Genomic DNA, 21,499 nt, shown 5'->3' on the forward strand with positions numbered 1-21,499 from the left:
CCGTGTTGGGTTCGGTCCAGATTTCGTCCCATGCCTCAGGCGCTCAGGTATTCCTGCACGCCCGCATAGCCGTAGCCATAGTTGCCGCGTGCGCGCTGCGGCACGGCGTTGAAGATGCCGCCCTGCACCCGCACGCCTGCCGTGCGCAGACGCTTGAGCGTGTCGGCAATCTCGCCTTCCGAATGCATGCCCGAGCGCAGCACGAGGAACGTCGACCCCGCGTGGCCGCCGATGATCGCGGCGTCCGTCACGGCCAGCACGGGCGGCGTGTCGACGAGCAGAATGTCGTAGCGCTTCGAAAGTCCTTCGAGGTACTGACCGAGTCGCGGCGACATCAGCAGCTCGGAAGGATTGGGCGGGCGGCGGCCGCACGAGATGAAGTGCAGGTTGTCCACTTCGGTCGCGCGGATGGCCTCGTCGAGCGAGATCTGGCCCGACAGCAGCTCGGAAAAGCCGTTTTCCTGGGGCACGCCCAGATGCCGTTCGAGCGCGCCGCGGCGCATGTCGCCGTCGATCATCAGCACGCGCTTGCCCGAATGCGCGAGCAGCACCGCGAGATTCGCGGTCATGAAGCTCTTGCCCACGCCGGGCACCGAACCCGTGAACATCACGACGTGGTTGCGCGCGTCCATCACGCTGAACTGCAGCGAGGTGCGCAGACTGCGCAGGCTCTCCACCGTGAGATCCTTCGGGCAGGCGTTGGCGAGCACTTCGCGCAGGCGCGTGCCGCCGCGCGTCGGGGCGCGCTTCTCGAGCGCCACCTGCTCCGCCGAAAGCGGCACGAGACCGTACACGGGCAGATGAAAGGTGCGTTCGATCTCGTCGGCGTCGACGATGCCCTTGAAGAGATTGCGGCGCATCAGCACGAAGCCGGTGCCGAGAATCAGGCCGAGCAGCGTCGCCGCGGAAATGATCAGCAGCTTCTTCGGCTTCGAGGGCTTGCCCGGGCGCATCGCCGTGTCGACGATATGCACGTTGCCGCCCGTGCCCACGCGCTGCACCGAAAGCTCCTGGATACGATTGAGCAGCAGGACGTAGATGTCTTCCGCCACCTTGGCATCGCGCTGCAGCTGCACCGCCTTCACCTCGGTCGCGGGCAGGTCGCGGAAACGCGTGTCGTACTTCTGCTGTTCGCCCTCGAGCTGCGCGAGCTGCTGGCGCGCCGCGATGAGCACCGGATGCTGGTCGCCGAAGCGCTGGTCGAGCGAGGCGATCTGCAGCTTGAGCGCAGAAACCTGCTGCTCGTACTGCACGCTGCCTTCCAGATAGATCTTCGCTTCGTCGCTCGCGTCGATCGATCCGGACTGCTTTTGATACGCGGTCAGCGCGGCTTCCGAGCGCTCCAGGTCCGACTTCAGGCGCGGTTCCTCGCCGCGCAGGAAGTCGAGCATCTTGCCCGCGTCGGCCTGCTTGGTCTCGATGTGCTCGTGCACGTAAGACTGCCCCACCGCGTTGGCAATGTCGGCGGCGCGCTGCGCGTCGGTGTCTTCGAGCGAGATGTCGATCACGCCCGTCTGCTTGCCCTGCTCCTGCACCGTGATGGCGTTCTGGAACGCCGTCACGGCGTCGAGATCGTTCATGCGCACCACGGTGAAACGCGTGCCGGGGCGCGCCACGAGCTTGCTCACGAGGAGCGTGATGCCGCTGCCCTGCGCGACCTGCCCTGCCTCGCCCTCCAGCAGCCGCTCGCCTTCAGGGCCGCTCAGCGCGTAGCGGCCGTCGCCGAGCGCGGTCATCGTGAGCTTCTGCCCTTCGAGCGAGGGCGGCACTTCCACCGAGTCCACGTCGGCCACCTCGCCGCCCCATGCATACGAGTTCAGTCCGAGCCATGGTTTCGCAGGGACGCCCGGCGTGGCGAGCCGGCTCGCGAGACTGCCCAGCACCGGAATCGTGTCGGGCGAGACCGAGAAGTTCAGCTTGAACTGCTTGACCACGGGCTCGATCACGCTGCGGCTCTTGATCATCTCGATCTCGGCGTCCGTGGGCAGCGAGGTCGAGGAGCCGCTCTTGATGTCGGCGCCCGTCTGCGTTTGCGTGAGCGCCTGCGACGTGTAGTCGGAGGTCTCGACGCGAACCTGGGTGTCGGCCGAATAAACGGGCTTCGCCACATAGCAGTAGAACACCGCGATGGCGATCACGGCTGCCGCGATGGCGATGAGCCAGCCGATGTCGTCGAGAATGACGCGCAGCAACTGGCCGAGGACCACGTCCTCTTCTTCGGTGCGGGCCGCGGGGGCCGCCTGCTGGGTGAATTGCATGCTCACGTTACGATCCCCATGTCTCGTGTTGCGCCAGTACGTCCTGCTTCCGGGTGGCCACGCGCATCATTGCACGATCTCCTTCAGGTAGAAGACGGACTGGATGGTGGGCAGCACCTGCTGCAACAAGCGGTTGAAGGTGGCCGAGGCCGCCGTGCCGACATAGACGACATCCAGCGGCTGGAGGTCGAAATGCGAGGACAACATGATCGCGTCCGGCTTCGTCATGTCGAGGCGATAGATCTCGGGATGGCTGGGGTTGTCTTTCATGCCCCGCATCACGAACACCTGGCGCGGGTTGGCGTCGGTGTCGAGAATGCCGCCCGCGGCCGTGAGCGCGTCCGCGATCGTGAAGTTGCCGCGTATCATGCCCGCCTGCGTGGGCGTCTTCACTTCGCCCATCACGAACACTCTGCTATCCGAACGATCCGGCACATACACCGTGTCGCCGTTCTGCAGCATCACGTCCTGGCTCGTATCGCCCTGCTCGAGCATGCGGTTCGCGTCGAGCACGTAGAGCTTGTGGTCGCGCGTGAGGCGCACGCGGTTGATGTCGGCGTTGTCGGTCGCGCCGCCCGAGCGCGTGATCGCGTCCGTCAACGTGAGCGGCACGTCGCTCATGGCAAGCGGCCCCGGCGTCTTCACGTCGCCCGTCACCTGCACCTTCTGGCTGCGGTAGGCGAGCACCCGCACGTCCACCTGCGGATTCTTCACGTACGGGCCGAGGCCGGACGCGATCTGGTCGCGCAGCTGGCCCGGCGTCTTGCCCGCCGCCATCACGCGGCCCACGAACGGAAAGTAGATCGTGCCGTCCGCGGCAACGGTCTGGCCGTAGGGGTCGGCCTCGCCCGGCAGCGCGCTCGTGTACGGCTGCGTGAGCGTCTGCCCCAGCGTCTGCGTGGTGTTGCCGCCCGTCGAGAACGTCGAGCCCTGCGGCGTCGAGAGTTCCGGATGGTCGTACACCGTCACCCCCAGAATGTCCTGCGGCGCGATGTGATAGATGTAGTCGGCCGGGCTGCTGTAGCGCGACGGCGGCAGGGGCCGCGGCGGCGCGGACGCGGCTGCCTGAGCCTGCTGCATGATGAGCTGCGAGTCGATCAGCCGCACCGTGTACTGCTGCTGCGGCTGGGTCGACGGCTGCTCCTGCAGGCTCGACGTGTCGAGATAATTGCCGGGCGCCGTGGCGCAGGCCGACACGAAGGCGCTAAGCGCCAGTACACAAGCTAGTTTCATCCTTGGCATATTCGGCTCAGCCATCCCTTCACCAGACGATCCATCAACTCCAGACTCTCGCGATAGGCCTCTTCGTGGAGGCCGTGCGGATCCGCGACGTCCGAGTTCTCCCAATTGCCGAGCGCATACACCTTGCCGCGCGCGGTCGGATCCAGCCATTCCACTTCGGACACCTGACGGCGCTCCGTCACGAGTACGAGATCGGCGGCTCGCACGAGCCGGCGCGTGAGCCGCCGCGCGCGATGCTTGCCCACCTTCACGCCCCGCTCGGCGAGCAGGTGCTGCATCATCGGGTCCATGTAAGCGCCCTCGCGCGCACGCAGGCCGGCCGAGTGAAACCGGCCCGGCTGCGGCGCGACTGCCCTGAAAAGCTGCTCTACCGCCGGCGAGCGGCAAACGTTCGCATGACAAACGATCAGCACGTCGTTGAACATGGCACCTCCGTCGTGTTGCGAACCGCCGCGCTCAGGCCGCCACGCCCGCGCGCGCCGCATCTTCGGCTCGCGCACGGCTTGCCTGCGCCGCGCTCGCGCGGCCCACCGCGTGATATTCGATTCCGAGTTCCTGCAAGGCCGGCGGATCGTAAAGATTGCGGCCGTCGAACACGATCGGCGACTTGAGGCGTGTCTTCAGCATGTCGAAGTCCGGCGCCTTGAACACCTTCCATTCGGTCACGACGACCACGGCGTCGGCGTCGCTCGCCGCGTCCATCGCGTCGGCGGCGAACGCAAGGCGCGCATGGTGTTCGGGCTGCGCCGCGAGATCGAGCGCCAGCACGCGGCGTGCCTCGTCGGTGGCCACCGGATCGTAGGCGCGCACCTGGGCGCCGCGCGCGAGCAGCTCCGCGATCAACGTGCGGCTGGGCGCCTCGCGCATGTCGTCCGTATTCGGCTTGAATGCGAGACCCCAGACGCCGAACGTGCGCCCCGTGAGATCGGAGCCGAAGCGCGTGACGATCTTTTGCGCGAGCACCAGCTTCTGCGCGTCGTTCACCGTTTCCACCGCGCGCAGGATCTGCAGCGGCTCGCCGAAATCCTCGGCGGTCCGCATGAGCGCCTTCACGTCCTTCGGGAAGCACGAGCCGCCGTAGCCGCAGCCCGCGTACAGGAAGTCGTAGCCGATGCGCGGGTCCGAGCCCACGCCGCGGCGCACCGCCTCGATGTCGGCGCCCACGCGGTCGGCCAGATTGGCCAGCTCGTTCATGAACGAAATACGCGTGGCCAGCATCGCGTTCGCGGCATATTTCGTAAACTCGGCCGACGGCACGTCCATGTACAGCGTGCGCTCGTGATTGCGGTTGAACGGCGCGTAGAGGCGCTTCATCAGTTCCTTCGCGCGCTCGCCGGGCACGTCGTCGCCGCAGCCGAGCACGATGCGGTCGGGCCGCGCAAAATCCTCCACGGCCGCCCCTTCCTTCAGGAACTCGGGGTTCGACACCACCGAGAACATGTGCGACTCGCCGCGCCGGCGCAGCTCGCTGGCGATCGCGTCGTGCACGAGCGCGGCGGTGCCGACAGGCACCGTCGACTTGTCGACGATCACTTTAAAACCGGTCATGTGCCGGCCTATGTTGCGCGCGGCCGCGAGCACGTACTGCAGGTCGGCCGAACCGTCCTCGTCGGGCGGGGTACCCACCGCCACGAACTGGATGTCGCCGTGGGCGACGGCCGCTGCCGCGTCGGTGGAAAACGTCAGGCGTCCTGCGCGGCGGTTGCGTTCGATGATCTCCTTCAGGCCCGGTTCGTGAATCGGCACGACGCCCTGATTGAGCAGATCGATCTTGCGTGCGTCCACGTCGAGACAGAACACGTCGTTGCCGATATCGGCCAGGCACGCGCCCGTCACGAGACCCACATAACCGCTGCCTATGATCGTCAGATTCATGCCCACCTCTTAAATGATTGTCCGTTTGCGCCGCGCCTCAATAGGCGTTCTGTCCTGCAAAGCCCTTCCACATCGTCATCGCAACGATCTTCAGGTCCAGCGTGAAGCTCCAGTTCTGCATGTAGTGCAAATCGAAGCGGACACGGTCGCGCATTTTTTCCACGCGGTCGGTCTCGCCGCGAAAGCCGTTGACCTGCGCCCAGCCGGTGATGCCCGGCTTGATGCGATAGCGCTGCATATAGCCGCGCACGAGGTTCTTGTAGATGTCGTCGTGCTCGAGCGCGTGCGGGCGCGGACCGACCACCGACATTTCGCCCTTGAGCACGTTGATGAATTGCGGCAGCTCGTCGAGACTCGTGCGGCGCAGGAAAGCCCCCACGCGCGTCACGCGCGGATCGTTGCGGCGCGCCTGCGTGACCTGGCCCGAGCCTTCCGCGTGCACCCTCATCGAGCGGAATTTGTAGATTTCGAACTCGTTACCGTCGAGTCCCTTGCGGCGCTGGCGAAACAGCACCGGCCCGCGCGAATCGCATTTCACGGCGATCGCGATGACGGCGAAGAGCGGCGCGAGCGCGGCCAGCACGCAGCCGGCGAAGAGACAGTCGAAGATCCGCTTGGGCAGCACGCGCAGATCGGTGATCGGCGAGGCCGCGAGATTGATGGCTGGCACGCCCAGCAGATCCACCACGGGCTGGCTGAAGAGCGAGAGCGCACGCACGTCCGGAATGAAACGGATATTCACGAAGTCGTTGCGCAGCTCCATGACGATGCGGTGAATCGTGCGCTCCTTCGAGATGGGCAGGGCGAGCCAAAGCTCGCGTATGCCGCGCTCGCGCACCTGCTGCACCATGGCCTGCAGATTGCGCTCCACGGGCACGCCGTCCACCGTGGCCTCGCCATACGCATCGCTGTCCTCATCGAACAGCAGCGCCGGATGAAAGCCGGCTTCCGGGCGGCTCTTCATCTGCTCGATCAGAAAGCGCCCGTAGCGATCGCTGCCCGCCACGGCCACGTCGCGCTGGTTGTAGCCTTCGCGGCGCAGGCCCTTGAGCACCATGTACACGAGCGCCTTCGCGACAATCAGTAACGCCACCGTCGCCACGGCCCACCACATGAGCCAGAGCCGCGAGAGCGAATCGGCGCGGTGCAGACTGAAGCTCAGCAGGATGCCGGTTGCCTCCACCGCGATCCAGGCCGCGCAAACGCGGGCAAACAGGTCGTATAGCGACTTGCCGCGCCACGACTGGTAGACGCCGAAAGCGGGAAACATCCAGATCGCGAGCAGGCAGTTGAACGCGAGCGCGACACTTTCCACGTCGCTGAGCGGCACGAGGCTTCCGCGATGCAGGGCGGCTGCCGCCAGCGCGCCGGCGGTAATGGCGACAACGTCAAGAATTCTCGCTAGAACGCTGAACATGTCCTGCCTCTCGGTTAAATAAATGGAACGCGGCCACGGGTACGAGCTGTGGCAGCGTCTCGATAATCCTGGAAATGCGGCGCCGGTCCCGCTGGTCCCTTCTCGCGCCGCCGGATTGGATCCGAATAAACCCTAATAAACCGCGATAAAATTTATCCCGCAAGGCACAAAAGTATCTCGAAATGTATCGGGCTTTACATGCCATTATTTGCCGATTTTTTTCGGCAAAATTTGCGCGAAATGCCACCGCCTCGGTCATCTACGCCGCCCGATTTCGGCATATTTTTCCTCGTTCTGGGTGGCGTTGTTGGGTTTTCACCCGCATTCATAATGAATATTGACTCAATTTTCCATTGTTTTTTTATGAATCAATGCGCCCTTAATGGCATCAACTTTATTTGAAAAGAATATTTTCCGATTTCTTATTTGCATTCCGATTTATTACCGATTTAAGCATGCTACAAATCGCTGGACCGAAACCCCTTTCAGGAGAACGAGATGACGGATACGGGTTCCGCAACGGTATCGATGCGCGCGGCCGAAGTCCGTGCCGGTTCGCGCAGCGCGTTGCAGGTCTGCCCTGTGGTGCTCGCAGGCGGCGCCGGTTCGCGGCTGTGGCCTCTGTCGCGCGAGCAGCATCCCAAGCAGATGATCAACCTCGTGGGCGAGCATTCGCTGCTCGCCCAGACAGCCTCGCGTCTGGACGCGCTGGCCGGGCGCGTCGCGCTGACCGATCAACTGCTGATCGTGTGCAATGAAGAGCATCGCTTCACGACTGCCGAGCAGGTTCGCAGCGTGGGCAAGCGCGCCCGTCTGATTCTCGAGCCCGCGGGGCGGGACACCGCGCCGGCACTGACGCTGGCCGCGCTCTCGGTGGTGAGCGAGCAGCAGGACGGCATCCTCGTGGTGATGCCCGCGGATCATGCGCTCGCCGATCTCGACGCGTTCCAGGCCGCCGTGGCCGAAGGCGTGCGTCACGCGGCGGCGGGTCATGTCGTGACGATGGGCATCGTGCCCACGCGCGCGGAAGTGGGCTACGGCTACATCCACGTGGGCGAGCCGCTGGCTGCGGCCGAGCCCGGCGGCGCGCGGCGCCTGAACGGCTTCGTCGAGAAGCCCTACTTCGAACTTGCTCAGCAGTACGTTGCTTCGCAGCGCTACTGGTGGAACAGCGGCATCTTCATCATGCGCGCCTCGACATGGCTCGCCGCCATCCGTCACTTCCAGCCCGCGATCTACGATGCGTGCGCGGCAGCCACCGAGCACGGCACGCACGACGGCGACTTCTTTCGCGTCGAGCGCGAGGCCTTCGAGCGCGCGCCTTCGAACTCGATCGACTATGCGGTCATGGAGCCGCTCGCGAGCGACCCCTCGGTGGCGCACGGCGTGGTCGTGCCGCTCGCGGCGGGCTGGACGGATCTCGGGTCCTGGGACACGGTCTGGCAGATCTCGAACAAGGACGACGAAGGCAACGTGGCGCAAGGCCGCGTGATGTTCGAAGGGGCGAGCGATACGTTCGCGCACTCGGACGGGCGTCTCGTCGCCTGCCTCGGCACCCGGGATCTCGTGGTCGTGGAAACGCCCGACGCCGTGCTCGTGGCGGACCGCTCGCGCGCGCAGGACGTCAAGAAAGTCGTGCAGCGCATTCGCGAACAACGCGGCAGCGAGGCGCACACGCACCGCCTCGTGCATCGCCCGTGGGGTTACTACGATTGCGTCGACGGGGGCGAACGCTTCCAGGTGAAGCGTATCGTCGTCGAACCGGGTGCACGGCTGTCACTGCAGATGCATCATCATCGCGCGGAGCACTGGGTCGTCGTGCGCGGCACGGCGCTCGTCACGCGCGGCGAAGAGCGCTTCATCGTGTCGGAGAACGAATCGGCCTATATCCCGCTGGGTGTGGCGCACCGGCTGGAAAATCCGGGCAAGATGCCGCTCGAGATCATCGAAGTGCAATCGGGCTCGTATCTCGGCGAGGACGACATCGTGCGCCTCGACGATCAGTATGGGCGGCAGTGATCTCAACCGCGAGTGCAAGCGCCGCGCCCCGCGCGCGGCGCTTGTCCCGCCGTGGCTCGTACCGGCGGCTCGCACAGATGCAAGCGGTCAGCCTGCGTGCGTTCTGGCGTGAGGCCTGAAATGCGGCTCGGCGGTACGGCGTTCGTTGCTGCATGCAGCCGTGTCCGCATCGCGAACCTCGGCGCCGGGCAGCAGCGTGCCGGAAGCGGTATAGCGCTGCAGCGGCGCGAGGCGCACGTTGCCGCCCGCGGGCGGCGCGGAACGCGTCACGACCGTACTGCGCCGCGCCGCGGACGCCGTATGCGACGCATCACAGCACTCCCGTTCGATCCATTTGCGCGCCCAGTCATAAGCGAAATGCTTGGCCGTTTCGCGATCCTGGAACGGCGGCCCGATCAGACCCGAGCGCTCGACACGCCTGCCATCCTTGAGAATCTCCACCGCTGCGCGATACATGCGGTTGCGCACGGGCTGCACGGTGAGGTTCATCACGTAGCCGCGCCACTCGGCCACCTGCACGGGCTGCGGCGCACTTGCACTGCTCGCACCCGATACGCGACGCGCGGCCGCGGGACTTTCGTCGTGCGGTGCGCTGAGCGCCTGCGTGGTCGGCAAAACCGCGGGGGCCGCCGCAACTTCGTCGGCGCGCACGCACACGGCCGGCGCGCGATCCGCGCGGTCGGACCTCGCCCGCTCGACCGGATCCGTACACGCGAGCTGGCGCGTCATGCTCTCGATCGGATCGGCAAAAGCCGGAGCCGACGCCGCAACCGGCGCCTGCCAGGCCTCGGGGCTCTTCCAGTAGACGGCGGGCAGGCCATCGTCCTCGGCAGTTTGCTCGGCTTCGACGGCAGGCAGCGCCGCAGCCTGTGAAACAGGAGGCGCGGGCTCCGGGACATAAACGAATTGACGCCCGACCTGGGTGAGACGTTGAACGATCTCGCCCAGCGTGCCGCTCACGTGCCATTCGTCGAAGCGACGGCGGCACGTGGGCCCGGACGGATAACGTGCGGGCAAGCGCGACCACGATTCACCCGTGGTCAAAATCCAGAGCACGGCATTGGCCACCACCCTCGGCTCGGCGCGGGGGCGGCCGCGACGATTGAGCCGTATAGGCGGTTCATCGGCGATGAACGAGGACACCATCATCCATTCGTCGTCGCTTAGTTCTTCGAAATTCATGCTGTTCTCCGCGCAGCCGGACCGGGGCTGCTGTGACTGGACCTTCACGCGCGGATCGTGGCTGTCCGCGTTGGAATGCCCGGTTGCACCATATGCTTATCTACCGGATTCATTTGCGCCTTACGCTGCACTCGGGCAGTGCGCGTGTTCACGTTATTGACGCAAAGAACGTGGTCTCACTCGTGCAGGGGAGAATTTGTGCAGGAAGCATACCACCTGAAACCAGCCGATGAGGAGGGCCGTAATAAGTGTTACGGTTAGAAACAAAGTCCCTCATCGTACGGCGTGAATATTGCTGAAACCGCCTGTAAGCACGATGTTTCCCGCTAATCCAGCTCGCATCGCCCTCTTCATGCGGTATGCAAGTGGCCTGCTTCACGTGCATGCGCAATGACTGACCAATGCCTGGTTCTCCTGCATTATGTTGTGCCCGCAACAAATGACACGATGATGAAACCCGTGCATGCCACGGTTGCACCTCGCCCCGCGGAGCAGCGTGTTGCGATGCGTGCGCACGTTCGTGTTTCCATAAACCGAATCCGTCTATATTACGAGGCATCTGTTACACAATGGAGGAAGGAGTATGCAAACGTCTGTACCTCGCGCCCTTGCCACACTTGCAATCGCGCTCGCGCTACCCGTGGGCGTGGCCCATGCCCAGCTCGGCAATCTGCTGAACCAGGGCGGCAACAGCGGCTCGGCCGGCAATGCGCTCGGCGCGCTTGGCGGCAGCGGCGGGTCCGGCGGCCTCGGCTCGCTCGCCGGGGGCTCATCACTCACATCGGGCAGCCTCGGCAACGTCACCGGCCTGCTCCAGTACTGCATCAAGAACAATTACCTCAGTGCGGACAGCGCGAGCGGTGTGAAGAACTCGCTGCTCAGCAAGCTTCCGGGCGGCGCGAATACGACCGATAGCGGCTACACCCAGGGCAGCAACGGCATCCTGACCTCGGGCAGCGGCTCGCAGGTCGATCTTTCGGGCGGCGGCCTCAAGGAAGCGGCCACACGTCAGGTCTGCGACAAAATCCTCGCCCAGGGGAAATCGATGCTGTAACCCCGCCGGCGGCGGCCGTGGCGCCTGCCGTTTCGGCGCCACCGGCGTGCTGCGCGCGTGCCGGATGTGGGTTCGCGCGCACTGCGGCGCAATTTATGTGCCGCGTCGTTGAACATGAACGGTGTTCGGGTGTCGAATGGGGCATTCGGGGTGTTGTGCAGCAATCGTGTCACGATCATGAGCAAACGCCGGACTCCCGCATTCGCACTATTCGCAGGCCTCGCCGCCATACTGGCGCCGGCATTCGCCCATGCCGACGGCCTCGACGAGCAATTCGACTGCCGCTCGAACCCGCACGCCTTCATCTCGTCGCTGATCGACGAGAAGTCGATCGACCCTCGGCCAAGCCGGGTCGAGGCGAACTCCGTCAACGCGTTCCGCCCGGCGCACGGCGGGCAGTTGAGCGCATTCGGCTTTCCTATTTACGTGGTGGTCGGCTACGAGCGCGACGATGCGCTCTTCCATCATGGCTCCGGCAAGGAGATCGACTCGCCGCTCTACGGCGTGGTGGTCTCCGCCCCCGCAGACTCGGTGCGGCTGCGCCTGCGCGAGGCCAACAGCGTCGCGACGGTGCAAACCGTCGTGCCGTTCATGCTCACGGCCATTGTCTGCGGCGGCTAGGGTCGGGTCCCGTCAATCGCGCCCAATACCCCTCCGCCCTCGCCCATCAAGCGCCGAAGTAAGCCATCGTGCCGAGCACCGCACCCGCCACTGCAATGCCGATCGACGTGTACTGCAGCCAGCGGCGCCGCGTCAGCAGCGTGATCGCCGTGAGCGCGATGGAAATCTGGATGGCCATGGTGGCCTGAGCCCAGCGATGATGGCCGTGCATGAGCCCCTCGCTGCGCGCATCGTTTTGCGCCACGGCTTTCTCGAGCGCTTCGGCCTGCGCGCGTATCGGCTCCTTTTGCTGGCGATATTTTTCGGCGTCCGCGGCGAAGCGGTTATGCGCCTCGCCGGCATTGCCCGAAAGCGCCTCGCCCAGTTCCGCGAGATTCTGCTTCTCGCCCTTCGCCTGGTAATACGCCCACTGGTTCGCGGCCTCCGTCTTGAGGATCGCCGCTTCGTTCTTGTAATAGAGCGCGAGATTTTCGCTCGTCCCGCTCTGGTACGCGAAGATGGCGCCGATCGACGCGAGGATCGCGGTCATCACCGCCATGCGGCTCGCAAACGGGTCTGCTTCCCCATGCGCGCCGTGACCGGCGGCGTGCGCGACCGCGTGATCGTGCGGCCCGTGCACTTCATACTCATCAGACATCCAGACACTCTCCGATAAAACCCGCTCAGGCGCGCGCCGGCCGGGCGCGCTCATGCATTTCGGGAGCGTCAATTATCGTGAGCGCGGCGCACTTGTCCAGTCCGCACCAGGCGTTGTCGTAACAAAAAATGCGCGGTTTATGTAACAGAAAGCGAAACGAAGGATTCGCGGCGCCCAACATGGCCCCTTGCCGGACGCGCAAAAAGAAGCGGCCCGCGAAACCGCCGTTCGACGAACGGAGATTCCGCGGGCCGCTTGCACGTGCCTTGACCGGCCACCTAGCCGCCCAGATAGGCCCGCTTGATGTTGTCGTTGGCGAGCAGATTGTCGGCGCTATCGGCCAGCACCACGCGGCCCGTTTCGAGCACGTAGCCGCGGTCGGCCACGTTGAGCGCCTTGTTCGCGTTCTGCTCGACGAGGAACACCGTGACGCCTTCGTCGCGAATCGTGCGGATGATGTCGAAGATCTGCGCGATCACGAGCGGCGCGAGTCCGAGCGTGGGCTCGTCGAGCAGCAAGAGGCGCGGACGGCTCATCAGCGCGCGGCCGATCGCGAGCATCTGCTGCTCGCCGCCCGACATCGTGCCCGCGCGCTGCTTCGCGCGTTGTTCGAGACGCGGAAAGAGCTTGAAGACGTGCTCGAGGCCTGCCTCGATCTCCTGCAGCGAGGCGAAGAAGCCGCCCATCTGCAGGTTTTCCAGCACGGTCAGGCTCGGAAACACGCGGCGCCCCTCGGGCGAGATCGCCATGCCAAGGCGCATGATCTCGTGCGTGGGCCTGCGCGTGATGTCCTCGCCTTCGAACGTCACGCGGCCCGAGGACGCGCGCGGCGTGCCGCACACGGTCATCATGAGCGTGGTCTTGCCGGCGCCGTTGCTGCCGATCAGCGTAACGATCTCGCCCTTGTTCACTTCGATCGACACGCCCGCCAGCGCCTCTACCGCGCCGTAGTGGGTATGGACCTGTTCCAGCTTCAGCATCAGTCCTCTCCGAGATATGCCTTGATCACGCGCGGGTCGTTGCGCACGGCTTCAGGCTGGCCGATCATGATCGGCTTGCCGTGCTCCATCACGAGAATGCGGTCCGAAACCCCCATCACGAGGCTCATGTCGTGTTCGATCAGGAGTACGGAAATACCGAACTCGTTGCGCAATCCGTCCACCATCTGCTGCAGCTCGATCTTCTCCTGCGGGTTGAGGCCCGCGGCCGGTTCGTCGAGCATCAGAAGACGCGGGCCCGTGATCATGCAGCGCGCGATTTCGAGGCGGCGCTGATGCCCGTACGAAAGCGTGCCCGCTTCGCGGTTCGCCACCTGCTTGAGCCCCACGCGTTCGAGCCACTGCGCCGCATGCTCGAGCGCGGCACGCTCGGCGCGCCGGTACGCGGGCGTCGTGAAGAGGCCGCTCAGAATGTTGCGGTTCACCTTGAGGTGCTGCGCGACCATCAGATTCTCCAGCACCGTCAACTGCTTGAAGAGACGGATGTTCTGGAAGGTGCGCACGAGACCGCGCCGCGCCACCTGATGGCTCGGCAGGCCCGTGATCGCCCGGCCTTCAAGGCGGATATCGCCCGCAGTCGGCTTGTAGAAGCCGCCCACGCAATTGAACACCGTGGTCTTGCCCGCACCGTTCGGACCGATGATCGCGAACACTTCGCCGGCACGCACGTCGAAGTCGATGCCGTCCACCGCGAGCAGGCCGCCAAAGCGCATCTGCAGGCCCGATACTTTCAACAACTGTTCTGCGCTCATCGCGGCAACTCCACATGCGGACGGCTCGCGGGCAGCAGGCCCTGAGGACGCCACATCATCATCAGCACCATCACCAGACCGAACATCAGCATCCGGTACTCGGCGAAGCCGCGCGCCACTTCGGGTAGCACCGTCAACAGGATGGCGGCGAGCACCACGCCCAGTTGCGAGCCCATGCCGCCCAGCACCACCACGGCGAGAATCAGCGCCGATTCGATGAACGTGAACGACTCGGGCGTGACGAGCCCCTGGCGCGCCGCGAAGAACGCGCCGGCGAGGCCCGCGAACGAAGCGCCCAGCGTGAACGCCGAAAGCTTCACGCGCGTGGGGTTCAGGCCGAGCGAGCGGCACGCGATCTCGTCCTCGCGCAGCGCTTCCCACGCGCGGCCCATCGGCATGCGCAGGAGACGCCCCGTAACGAACAGCGTGAACGCCACCAGCACGAGCGCGAGCAGATACAGATAGATCACCATGTGCTCGCCGTTGTACTCCCAGCCCATCAGCTCATGGAACGTCTTCGCGCCGTCCACGCTCGCGTGGCGCGCCATCTCGTAGCCGAACACCGTGGGCTTCGGAATGCCCGAGATGCCGTCCGGGCCGCCCGTGATGCTCGTGAGATTGTTGAGCAGCAGGCGAATGATTTCGCCGAAGCCGAGCGTGACGATGGCGAGATAGTCGCCGCGCAGGCGCAGCACCGGAAAACCCAGCAGAAAACCGAACGCGGCCGAAGCGAGCGCCGCGAGGGGCAGGCACTCCCAGAAGCTCATGCCGAAGTACTGGTTGAGCAGCGCGTAGGTGTAGCCGCCCACGGCGTAGAAGCCCACGTAGCCGAGGTCGAGCAGGCCCGCGAAGCCGACCACGATATTCAGGCCAAGGCCCAGAATCACGTAGATCAGCGCGAGCGTGGCGACGTCCACGGCGCCGCGCGAACCGACGAACGCGAACACGAGGCCGAACGCGAGCAGCACCCAGATCGCCATGCGCTGCTGCCGTGCGCCGAGCACAGGCAACGCGGGCAGGCGCACGTTGCTCGCGGCGCGCTGGAACAGCGGCTTGACGAGCTGGAACACGAACACGACCGCCGCCGCGACCCAGACGGGCCGCCAATGCTGCTGCAGCACCACCTGGTAGCCGTCGAGCGTGAGCTGCAGGCCGAGAATGGGCGCGGTGAGGATGAGGGTGGCGAGGGCCGCCGCGAACGCGCCCTTCACCGTCTGCGACGAAGAAGGGCCCTGCGCGGCCACGCGAACCGAAACAGTCTGGCTCATATCGACCTCATACCTTTTCGACGTCCGGCTTGCCGAGCAGGCCGGTGGGACGGAACAGCAGCACGAGCACGAGCAGGCCGAATGCGACCACGTCCTTGTATTCGGCCGGCATGTAGCCCGAAGCGAAGGTTTCGGCAAGACCGAGCAGCACGCCGCCGAGCATCGCGCCCGGAATGCTGCCGATGCCGCCCAGCACGGCCGCCGTGAAGGCCTTGATGCCCGCGACGAAACCGATATACGGGTTGAGCTTGCCGATCGTGAGGCCGATCAGCACGCCGCCCACGGCGGCCAGCATTGCGCCGAGCACGAACGTGAACGAGATCACGCGGTTCGTGTCGATGCCGAGCAGGTTGGCCATCTTCATGTCTTCGGCACAGGCGCGGCAGGCACGGCCCATGCGCGAGCGGCCGATGAAGAGCGTGAGCACGACCATCAGCACGAGCGTCACGCCGACTATCAGCATGCGCGCATAAGGAATGGTCACCTCGAAGTTGCCGCCCATGTTGAATTCGAGCGCGCCCGAAATCAGTTCGGGAACCGAAACGTCGCGCGCGCCCTGCCCGATCTGCACGTAGTTCTGCAGAAAGATCGACATGCCGATCGCGGAGATGAGCGGCACGAGGCGCGGGCCGCCGCGCAGCGGCCGATACGCCACGCGCTCGACCGCGAAACCATAGAGTCCGGTGACGACCACCGCGACGATGAGCGCCGCGCCCAGCACGAGCGGCAGCGGATAGCCCGCCGAAGTGCCGATCGCCGTGAGCGTGACGAGGCCCACGTAGGCGCCGATCATGTAGATCTCGCCGTGAGCGAAATTGATCATGCCGATGATGCCGTAGACCATCGTGTAGCCAATGGCGATCAGCGCATAGATCGCACCGAGCGTGAGCCCGTTGACGAGCTGCTGGGTGAACTGCGGAAGAAAATCATTCATGCGTAAGCCTCGCGGCAACAAGGCCGTTAAGGGCCGACGGGACCGGCTGGGCCAGATTCGGCCCGATCAGGCCCGGATCGAAAGACGCCCCGCCCGTCGCGACGGGGAACGGGGCGTAGAGACCACGCGCCGGAATCAGTTGGCGGCGACAGTCTTCGTGGCGTCCTTGTGCCACGTGTAGACGACGAAACGGAACGACTTCAGATCGCCCTGCGCGTCGTACTCGACCTTGCCGATCGGCGTCTCGAACGCGTGCTGGTGGAGGTACTGCGCAACCTTGGTCGGATCGGTGGTCTTCGCACCTGCAATGCCGTCCGCGATCACTTCGACCGCAGCATAGGCCGGCATCTGGAACGGGCCGTTCGGGTCGCGCTTCGCGTCGGCGAACGCCTTCACGAGCTTCGCGTTGGCCGGGTCGGAGGCGAAGTCGGCCGGCAGCGTGACGAGCATGCCTTCCGAAGCCGGGCCGGCAATGGCGGTCACGTCCTTGTTGCCCACGCCCTCAGGCCCCATGAAGGTGGCCTTCACGCCCTGCTCGCGCGACTGGCGCAGCAGGAGACCCATTTCCGGGTGATAGCCGCCGAAGTAGACGAAGTCCACGCCCTGCGACTTGAGCTTCGTGACAACTGCCGAGTAGTCCGAATCGCCCGCGTTGATGCCTTCGAAGACCACGACCGGAATGTGCGCCTTGTCGAGCGCGGCCTTCACCGAGGTGGCGATGCCCTGGCCGTAGGACTGCTTGTCGTGCAGGATCGCAACCTTCTTCGGCTTGACCTTGTTGATGATGTACGCGGCGGCGGCCGGGCCTTGCTGGTCGTCGCGGCCGATCGTGCGGAAGATGAACTGGCGCTTCTTGCCTTCGGTGAGCTGCGGCGCCGTGGCCGACGGCGTGACCATCACCACGCCTTCGTTCTCGTAGATGTCGGAAGCCGGGATCGTCGAGCCCGAGCAGACGTGGCCAACCACGTACTGGATGTGCTGCGAGACGATCTTGTTCGCAATGGCGACGGCCTGCTTCGGCTCGCACGAGTCGTCCATCAGGACTGCTTCGAGCTTCTGGCCGTTCACGCCGCCGGCGGCGTTGATCTGGTCGATGGCCGTGAGCGCGCCCGCCTTGACCATGTCGCCGTACTGGGCGACCGGGCCGCTGAACGGACCGGCAATGGCAATCTTCACGGTGTCGGCATGGGCGGATGCACCCAAAGCGAGCAGCGCGGCGGCGAGAGAAACGGAGGTAAGGCGGGTAAGGCGAGAGAACGGCGTCATCTGGAGCTCCTCGATTGTTTTCGGGTCAACCGGTCAGGCAGATTGACCTGCGCAAACGAACAGCACTCCAGGGGACTTGCCGAGGAGAACAACAAGGACGGGCCAAAGAAAAGACGTAACGGGGCCCGGCATGTATCAACCGCCTTGTAGCGGCCGAGTTCGGAGAGACTGGATGGATACCGCCTCTATTGCGCAAGCGATCTGCCTGCCCCGTTCACTGCATTTCGTACCGGAAAGGTGGTCCGGACTCAATCAGCGACCCCGCGGATGCTATCAATAAACGATTGCGGTCGCAACCAAGGGTTTATTCCGATATCCCGGCGAGTATTGGCGACGGCCAATAGAGTCTGGATGGATGAAACATGTTGAAAATATTGGGGAAAACGGGTGCTGCACCGCCGAGCGCCGGCTGGCGCGGCTTCGCGAGGATAGATAATCGGAAATTACAGGAAGTGTGGGCAAAATTTAATTCACATTAAATACCCTGCCGGCAACCGTAATTTTTGATATGGCGAACCATTCTTGGCACACACCCCTGCGCCAATATAATATTAATAGTGGAAAACCCTAAATAATTATATCGGCAACCCTTTGATTTTAAAGAGAATTATTACAAATTCATTTAAACGGAAAGTTCGATTTTATTTACTTACCCCTCCAACTCGTTCATTCCTGCCAGCCCATTTTTCCTGTCGGAAATCAGGAAAATTTTCGTCTCCGCCACCCCCTTATCTAAAAATCCCATGCCCCGGCACCCATAATCATGAGGCGCTCGCCGGCGACGCGTTGCTGCCAGGCTGACCGCGCTTCGCGCAGCCCGACCGGCTGCCGCCCGCGCGGGGCCTCGCGGGCCGCGTGACTGTTCAGCGGAATTCGCGCAAACTGTACATGGCCATGCGGCCTTTGCAAGACAACACTGCTCCTTCCGCCTCGCATCCGCGCATTGGGCTGGAACCTCCCCACCAAGCATTCCCCATGACCGAAATCGCGCTTCATCCCGACTCCGCCAACCCGCATGGCGCCCCCGCGCACTCCGCGCCGGTGCCCTGCCCCGCGGTCGACTCGCTCGACGACATCCTGCCCGACGAGCCGCTGCTCATGATGGGCGCCGGCCCGGTGCCCATTCCCGCCGCGGTCGCCCAGGCGAACTCGGTCGTGATCAATCACCTCGGGGACACCATGGCGCGCGTGATCCATCAGGTGAAGGCGATGGCGCGCTACGTGTTCCAGACGCGCTCGAACTGGGTGCTGGGCGTGGCGGGTCCGGGCTCGGCCGCCATGGAGATGGCTGTCTCGAACCTCGCCTGGCCGGGCACCCGCGTGCTCTCCATCGTGAACGGCTTCTTCAGCCACCGCATGGCGGAGATGGCGCGCCGCGTGGGCGCCGAGGTCACGACGCTCGATGTGCCCGACCGCGAAATCGCCTCGCTCGACGCCGTGGCCGAAGCCATTGCGCGCACGCGGCCCGCCGTCGTCACCGTGGTCCATGGCGAAACGTCGAATACGGTCTGCAACCGCCAGTTGAAAGAGATCGTGCAGCTTGCGAGGGCGGCGGGCGCGCTCGTCGTGGTGGACGCCGTCTGCACGCTGAGCACGATGCCGCTCGACATGGACGCCTGGGGCATCGACGTCGTGATCACGGGCGGCCAGAAAGGCCTCTCGTCGATCCCCGGCGTCTCGCTGATCGCATTCTCGGATGCGGCCTGGGCGCGCGTGCGCGAGCGCAGCGTGCCGAACACGCACTGGTGCCTCGACGCCACGCTCGCCGAGAACTTCTGGCACAACGCGGGCTATCACTACACGGCACCCGTCTCAGGCGTGCTGGCGCTGCACGAGGCGCTGCGGCTCGTCTGCACGGAAACGCTGGAGAAGCGTTTCGCGCGCCATCAACGCTCGTCGCTCGCCTTGCAGAGCGGCGTGAGCGCGCTCGGCCTCGCGCTCTATGCGCCCGGGAACTGCCGGTTGAATTCGGTCGTGGGCATCGCGCTGCCCGAAGGGCTCGCGCCGCGCGCCGTCTGCGAACACATCTCGCGCCAGCATCAGGTGGAGATCGCGGGATCGTTCGGATTGCCTATCGTTCGCATCGGCCAGATGGGCGAGCAGTGCCGCGACCACAATCTCTTTCGCACCGTGCACGCGCTCGGCCGCACGATCCGCGATCTGGGCGGCCAGGTCGACCTGCCCGCGGGCGTAGCGGCGCTGGAAGCGTCGCTGTCCACGAGCGTGCGCTAAGCCCGCCGTGCACGCATGCAGAGGAACGCGGGCGAGCGTTCGAGCTCGGCGTACAACGCCGGCGCGACAGCCCGCATTTCGGGCGCCGGCCGCGGCTCCACGAGCTGCTCGAGAACCCAGCCGGCAGCGCCCAGGCTATTGACGATGTCCGCGAGCGGCCGCCGGAACGCCTCGATCCACGGCTTCGGTTCGCCAAAGCCGCCCCAGTGCAGGCCGAAGCGCGTGGTCTCGAAGTAGCTGCGCGCGCCGCGCGTGCGCGTGTCGATCCAGTCGCGCATGGGGTGCGCCATCGAAAACACCAGCTGTGCGCCAGGCTTCGCCACGCGGCGGAATTCGGCGAACACCGGCGTGAGCGTTTCCACGTAGTCGAGTGCGAGCGAGCAGACGATGCGGTCGAACGTGCCGTCGGCGAGCCAGGTGAGCGGCCGGCCAAGATCGCCCAGCGTCACCTCGACCGGCAAGCCCTCGCAATGCGCCTTCGCCAGTTCGATCATGGCCGGCGTCACGTCGAACGCGTGCACGTGCGCGCCCGAGCGCGCCAGCTTCGCACTGAGGAAGCCGGGCCCGCAGCCCGCGTCGAGCACGGCGAGCCCGGCGACCTCGCCCAGCAGGGCCGCCGTGGCGGGCCGCTCGTAGAGCGCGTTGTGGGGCTTGTCCGCCACGCGTTGCGCATAGCGGTCGGCGAACTGCGTGTAGTTCGCGCGCCCCGGCAATTCGTTCGGGTCGGCAAGAGGCAGCGGCGGGTCGGCAGGCATCGGAAGGCGCGGGAATTCAGGGAGAACGCCATTGTCCCGCGTTTTCCGCGTTTTGCTCCAGTCCCCACTGCGCGGCCTGCGCACGCGCCTCGCACGTTGTACGGACTCCGGTTATCATCGCGCTCCATCCAGAACTGCGCAGAACTGCGCCAAACTGCACCGGGCCGCGCGCGGCTCGGCCTGCCACCCTCACACACCCTGCCCGAACCTACAATGTCCCACCTTCCTTTCGACGCCGTGCTCTTCGACTGCGACGGCGTGCTGGTCGATTCCGAACGCATCACGCATGAGGTGCTCGTTGCGATGCTGGGCGAGCTGGGCTGGACGCTGAGCGTCGACGAAGCGATGCAGATCTTCGTGGGCAAGATGGTGAAGGACGAGACCGCGCGCATCGCGGCGCATACGGGCGTCACCATCGACGAAGCCTGGCTCGCGGGCTTTCGCGCGCGCCGCAACGAGGCGCTCGCGCGCGACCTCGTCGAAATTCCGGGCGCACCGGCCGCCGCGCGGGCCGTGCACGCGGCCTTCGGCGGGCGCATCGCGCTCGCCTCGGGCGCCGACCGCCACAAGGTGGAGCTGCAGTTGCGCAAGGTAGGCCTCCTCGACTGCTTCGCAGGCCGCATCTTCAGCGGCCACGAGATGGAGCGCAGCAAGCCGCACCCCGACGTCTACCTTGCGGCCGCGGCCGGACTCGGCGTCGAGCCCGCGCGCTGCGCGGTCATCGAGGACACGGTGACGGGCGCGCGCGCCGGTCTCGCCGCCGGCGCCACGGTGTTCGGCTACAGCCCGCCGGCGCCAGGCCACGACAGCGCCCGCGCCCTGCTGGAGGCAGGCGTCGCTCACGTCTTCACGGACATGGCGGAACTCCCCGCGCTGCTCGCGCGCTGGCGCGCCGGCTAAGCACGGCCGCAGCCCGTGTGGAGCGCGCAGGTAGTGCGTATGACCGTCGCGCAAATCCTGCACATTGCCACGCGCCGCTCACTTACGAA

The 21,499-nt window shown here is 65.3% G+C and carries 18 protein-coding genes; 5 read left to right on the top strand and 13 right to left on the bottom strand.

The genetic code is table 11. The features are described 5' to 3' along the window. Nucleotides 1-35: 35 nt before the first annotated feature. The 5 genes from BAC01S_RS26430 to BAC01S_RS26450 all read right to left on the bottom strand — a co-directional run bounded on the left by BAC01S_RS26430 (nucleotide 36) and on the right by BAC01S_RS26450 (nucleotide 6,792). Nucleotides 36-2,258: a polysaccharide biosynthesis tyrosine autokinase gene (locus BAC01S_RS26430; protein WP_027797474.1), complete on the bottom strand. Its 2,223-nt coding sequence runs from the start codon at nucleotides 2,256-2,258 to the stop codon at nucleotides 36-38. Between the two features lie 66 nt (nucleotides 2,259-2,324). Then, entirely contained in the window at nucleotides 2,325-3,500 is a 1,176-nt protein-coding gene (locus BAC01S_RS26435) for a polysaccharide biosynthesis/export family protein (RefSeq protein WP_043203778.1), read from the bottom strand. Continuing rightward, complete coding sequence (locus BAC01S_RS26440; RefSeq protein ID WP_027797476.1) at nucleotides 3,488-3,925, bottom strand: arsenate reductase/protein-tyrosine-phosphatase family protein; 438 nt, start codon at nucleotides 3,923-3,925, stop codon at nucleotides 3,488-3,490. The genes BAC01S_RS26435 and BAC01S_RS26440 overlap by 13 nt, the downstream gene beginning before the upstream one ends. A gap of 31 nt (nucleotides 3,926-3,956) precedes the next feature. Next, nucleotides 3,957-5,375 (bottom strand): UDP-glucose dehydrogenase family protein, encoded by a 1,419-nt coding sequence (locus tag BAC01S_RS32660; RefSeq protein ID WP_043203804.1) that lies wholly within the window; start codon nucleotides 5,373-5,375, stop codon nucleotides 3,957-3,959. A 37-nt stretch (nucleotides 5,376-5,412) separates the two neighbouring features. Next, nucleotides 5,413-6,792 carry an undecaprenyl-phosphate glucose phosphotransferase gene (locus tag BAC01S_RS26450; RefSeq protein WP_027797477.1) on the bottom strand — a complete coding sequence of 460 codons (1,380 nt, stop codon included), beginning with the start codon at nucleotides 6,790-6,792 and terminating at the stop codon, nucleotides 5,413-5,415. 498 nt (nucleotides 6,793-7,290) lie between these two features. On the opposite strand from BAC01S_RS26450, the gene BAC01S_RS26455 reads away from it, so the two are divergent. Then, nucleotides 7,291-8,811 carry a mannose-1-phosphate guanylyltransferase/mannose-6-phosphate isomerase gene (locus tag BAC01S_RS26455; RefSeq protein ID WP_027797478.1) on the top strand — a complete coding sequence of 507 codons (1,521 nt, stop codon included), beginning with the start codon at nucleotides 7,291-7,293 and terminating at the stop codon, nucleotides 8,809-8,811. Between the two features lie 87 nt (nucleotides 8,812-8,898). Here the strand turns inward: BAC01S_RS26455 and BAC01S_RS32665 are convergent, their stop codons facing one another. Next, nucleotides 8,899-9,993 (bottom strand): transposase, encoded by a 1,095-nt coding sequence (locus tag BAC01S_RS32665; protein WP_052408848.1) that lies wholly within the window; start codon nucleotides 9,991-9,993, stop codon nucleotides 8,899-8,901. 583 nt (nucleotides 9,994-10,576) lie between these two features. Between BAC01S_RS32665 and BAC01S_RS26465 the strand changes: the two genes are divergently transcribed. Together BAC01S_RS26465 and BAC01S_RS26470 are read left to right on the top strand one after the other, a co-directional pair. After that, a complete protein-coding gene (locus tag BAC01S_RS26465; RefSeq protein WP_027797479.1) occupies nucleotides 10,577-11,047 on the top strand; it encodes a DUF2501 domain-containing protein in 471 nt (156 codons plus the stop codon). A 177-nt stretch (nucleotides 11,048-11,224) separates the two neighbouring features. Further along, nucleotides 11,225-11,668 (top strand): hypothetical protein, encoded by a 444-nt coding sequence (locus BAC01S_RS26470; RefSeq protein WP_027797480.1) that lies wholly within the window; start codon nucleotides 11,225-11,227, stop codon nucleotides 11,666-11,668. Nucleotides 11,669-11,714: 46 nt separating this feature from the next. Here BAC01S_RS26470 and BAC01S_RS26475 read toward each other — a convergent pair whose 3' ends face one another. The 6 genes from BAC01S_RS26475 to BAC01S_RS26500 form a co-directional block, all read right to left on the bottom strand. Then, nucleotides 11,715-12,305, bottom strand: coding sequence for a DUF4337 domain-containing protein (locus BAC01S_RS26475; protein ID WP_027797481.1), 591 nt, complete (start codon nucleotides 12,303-12,305; stop codon nucleotides 11,715-11,717). Between the two features lie 278 nt (nucleotides 12,306-12,583). Next, nucleotides 12,584-13,285, bottom strand: coding sequence for an ABC transporter ATP-binding protein (locus BAC01S_RS26480; protein ID WP_027797482.1), 702 nt, complete (start codon nucleotides 13,283-13,285; stop codon nucleotides 12,584-12,586). Then, nucleotides 13,285-14,055, bottom strand: a complete 771-nt coding sequence (gene livG, locus BAC01S_RS26485) for a high-affinity branched-chain amino acid ABC transporter ATP-binding protein LivG (RefSeq protein ID WP_027797483.1) — start codon at nucleotides 14,053-14,055, stop codon at nucleotides 13,285-13,287. The genes BAC01S_RS26480 and livG overlap by 1 nt, the downstream gene beginning before the upstream one ends. Continuing rightward, on the bottom strand, nucleotides 14,052-15,323 hold the full coding sequence (locus BAC01S_RS26490; protein ID WP_027797484.1) for a high-affinity branched-chain amino acid ABC transporter permease LivM: 1,272 nt from the start codon (nucleotides 15,321-15,323) through the stop codon (nucleotides 14,052-14,054). The genes livG and BAC01S_RS26490 overlap by 4 nt, the downstream gene beginning before the upstream one ends. Before the next feature lie 7 nt (nucleotides 15,324-15,330). Then, nucleotides 15,331-16,257 carry a high-affinity branched-chain amino acid ABC transporter permease LivH gene (livH, locus tag BAC01S_RS26495; RefSeq protein ID WP_027797485.1) on the bottom strand — a complete coding sequence of 309 codons (927 nt, stop codon included), beginning with the start codon at nucleotides 16,255-16,257 and terminating at the stop codon, nucleotides 15,331-15,333. A gap of 135 nt (nucleotides 16,258-16,392) precedes the next feature. Beyond that, nucleotides 16,393-17,523 (bottom strand): branched-chain amino acid ABC transporter substrate-binding protein, encoded by a 1,131-nt coding sequence (locus tag BAC01S_RS26500; RefSeq protein WP_027797486.1) that lies wholly within the window; start codon nucleotides 17,521-17,523, stop codon nucleotides 16,393-16,395. Between the two features lie 975 nt (nucleotides 17,524-18,498). Between BAC01S_RS26500 and BAC01S_RS26510 the strand changes: the two genes are divergently transcribed. Then, nucleotides 18,499-19,755, top strand: coding sequence for a pyridoxal-phosphate-dependent aminotransferase family protein (locus tag BAC01S_RS26510; RefSeq protein ID WP_062859424.1), 1,257 nt, complete (start codon nucleotides 18,499-18,501; stop codon nucleotides 19,753-19,755). Here BAC01S_RS26510 and BAC01S_RS26515 read toward each other — a convergent pair. Next, complete coding sequence (locus tag BAC01S_RS26515; RefSeq protein WP_027797488.1) at nucleotides 19,752-20,510, bottom strand: class I SAM-dependent methyltransferase; 759 nt, start codon at nucleotides 20,508-20,510, stop codon at nucleotides 19,752-19,754. The two genes, BAC01S_RS26510 and BAC01S_RS26515, sit on opposite strands and share 4 nt — an antisense overlap. Nucleotides 20,511-20,723: 213 nt before the next feature. On the opposite strand from BAC01S_RS26515, the gene BAC01S_RS26520 reads away from it, so the two are divergent. Next, nucleotides 20,724-21,410 (top strand): HAD family hydrolase, encoded by a 687-nt coding sequence (locus BAC01S_RS26520; RefSeq protein ID WP_027797489.1) that lies wholly within the window; start codon nucleotides 20,724-20,726, stop codon nucleotides 21,408-21,410. Nucleotides 21,411-21,499: the final 89 nt, after the last annotated feature.

Source organism: Paraburkholderia acidipaludis NBRC 101816, from assembly GCF_000684975.1.
GTDB lineage: Bacteria > Pseudomonadota > Gammaproteobacteria > Burkholderiales > Burkholderiaceae > Paraburkholderia > Paraburkholderia acidipaludis.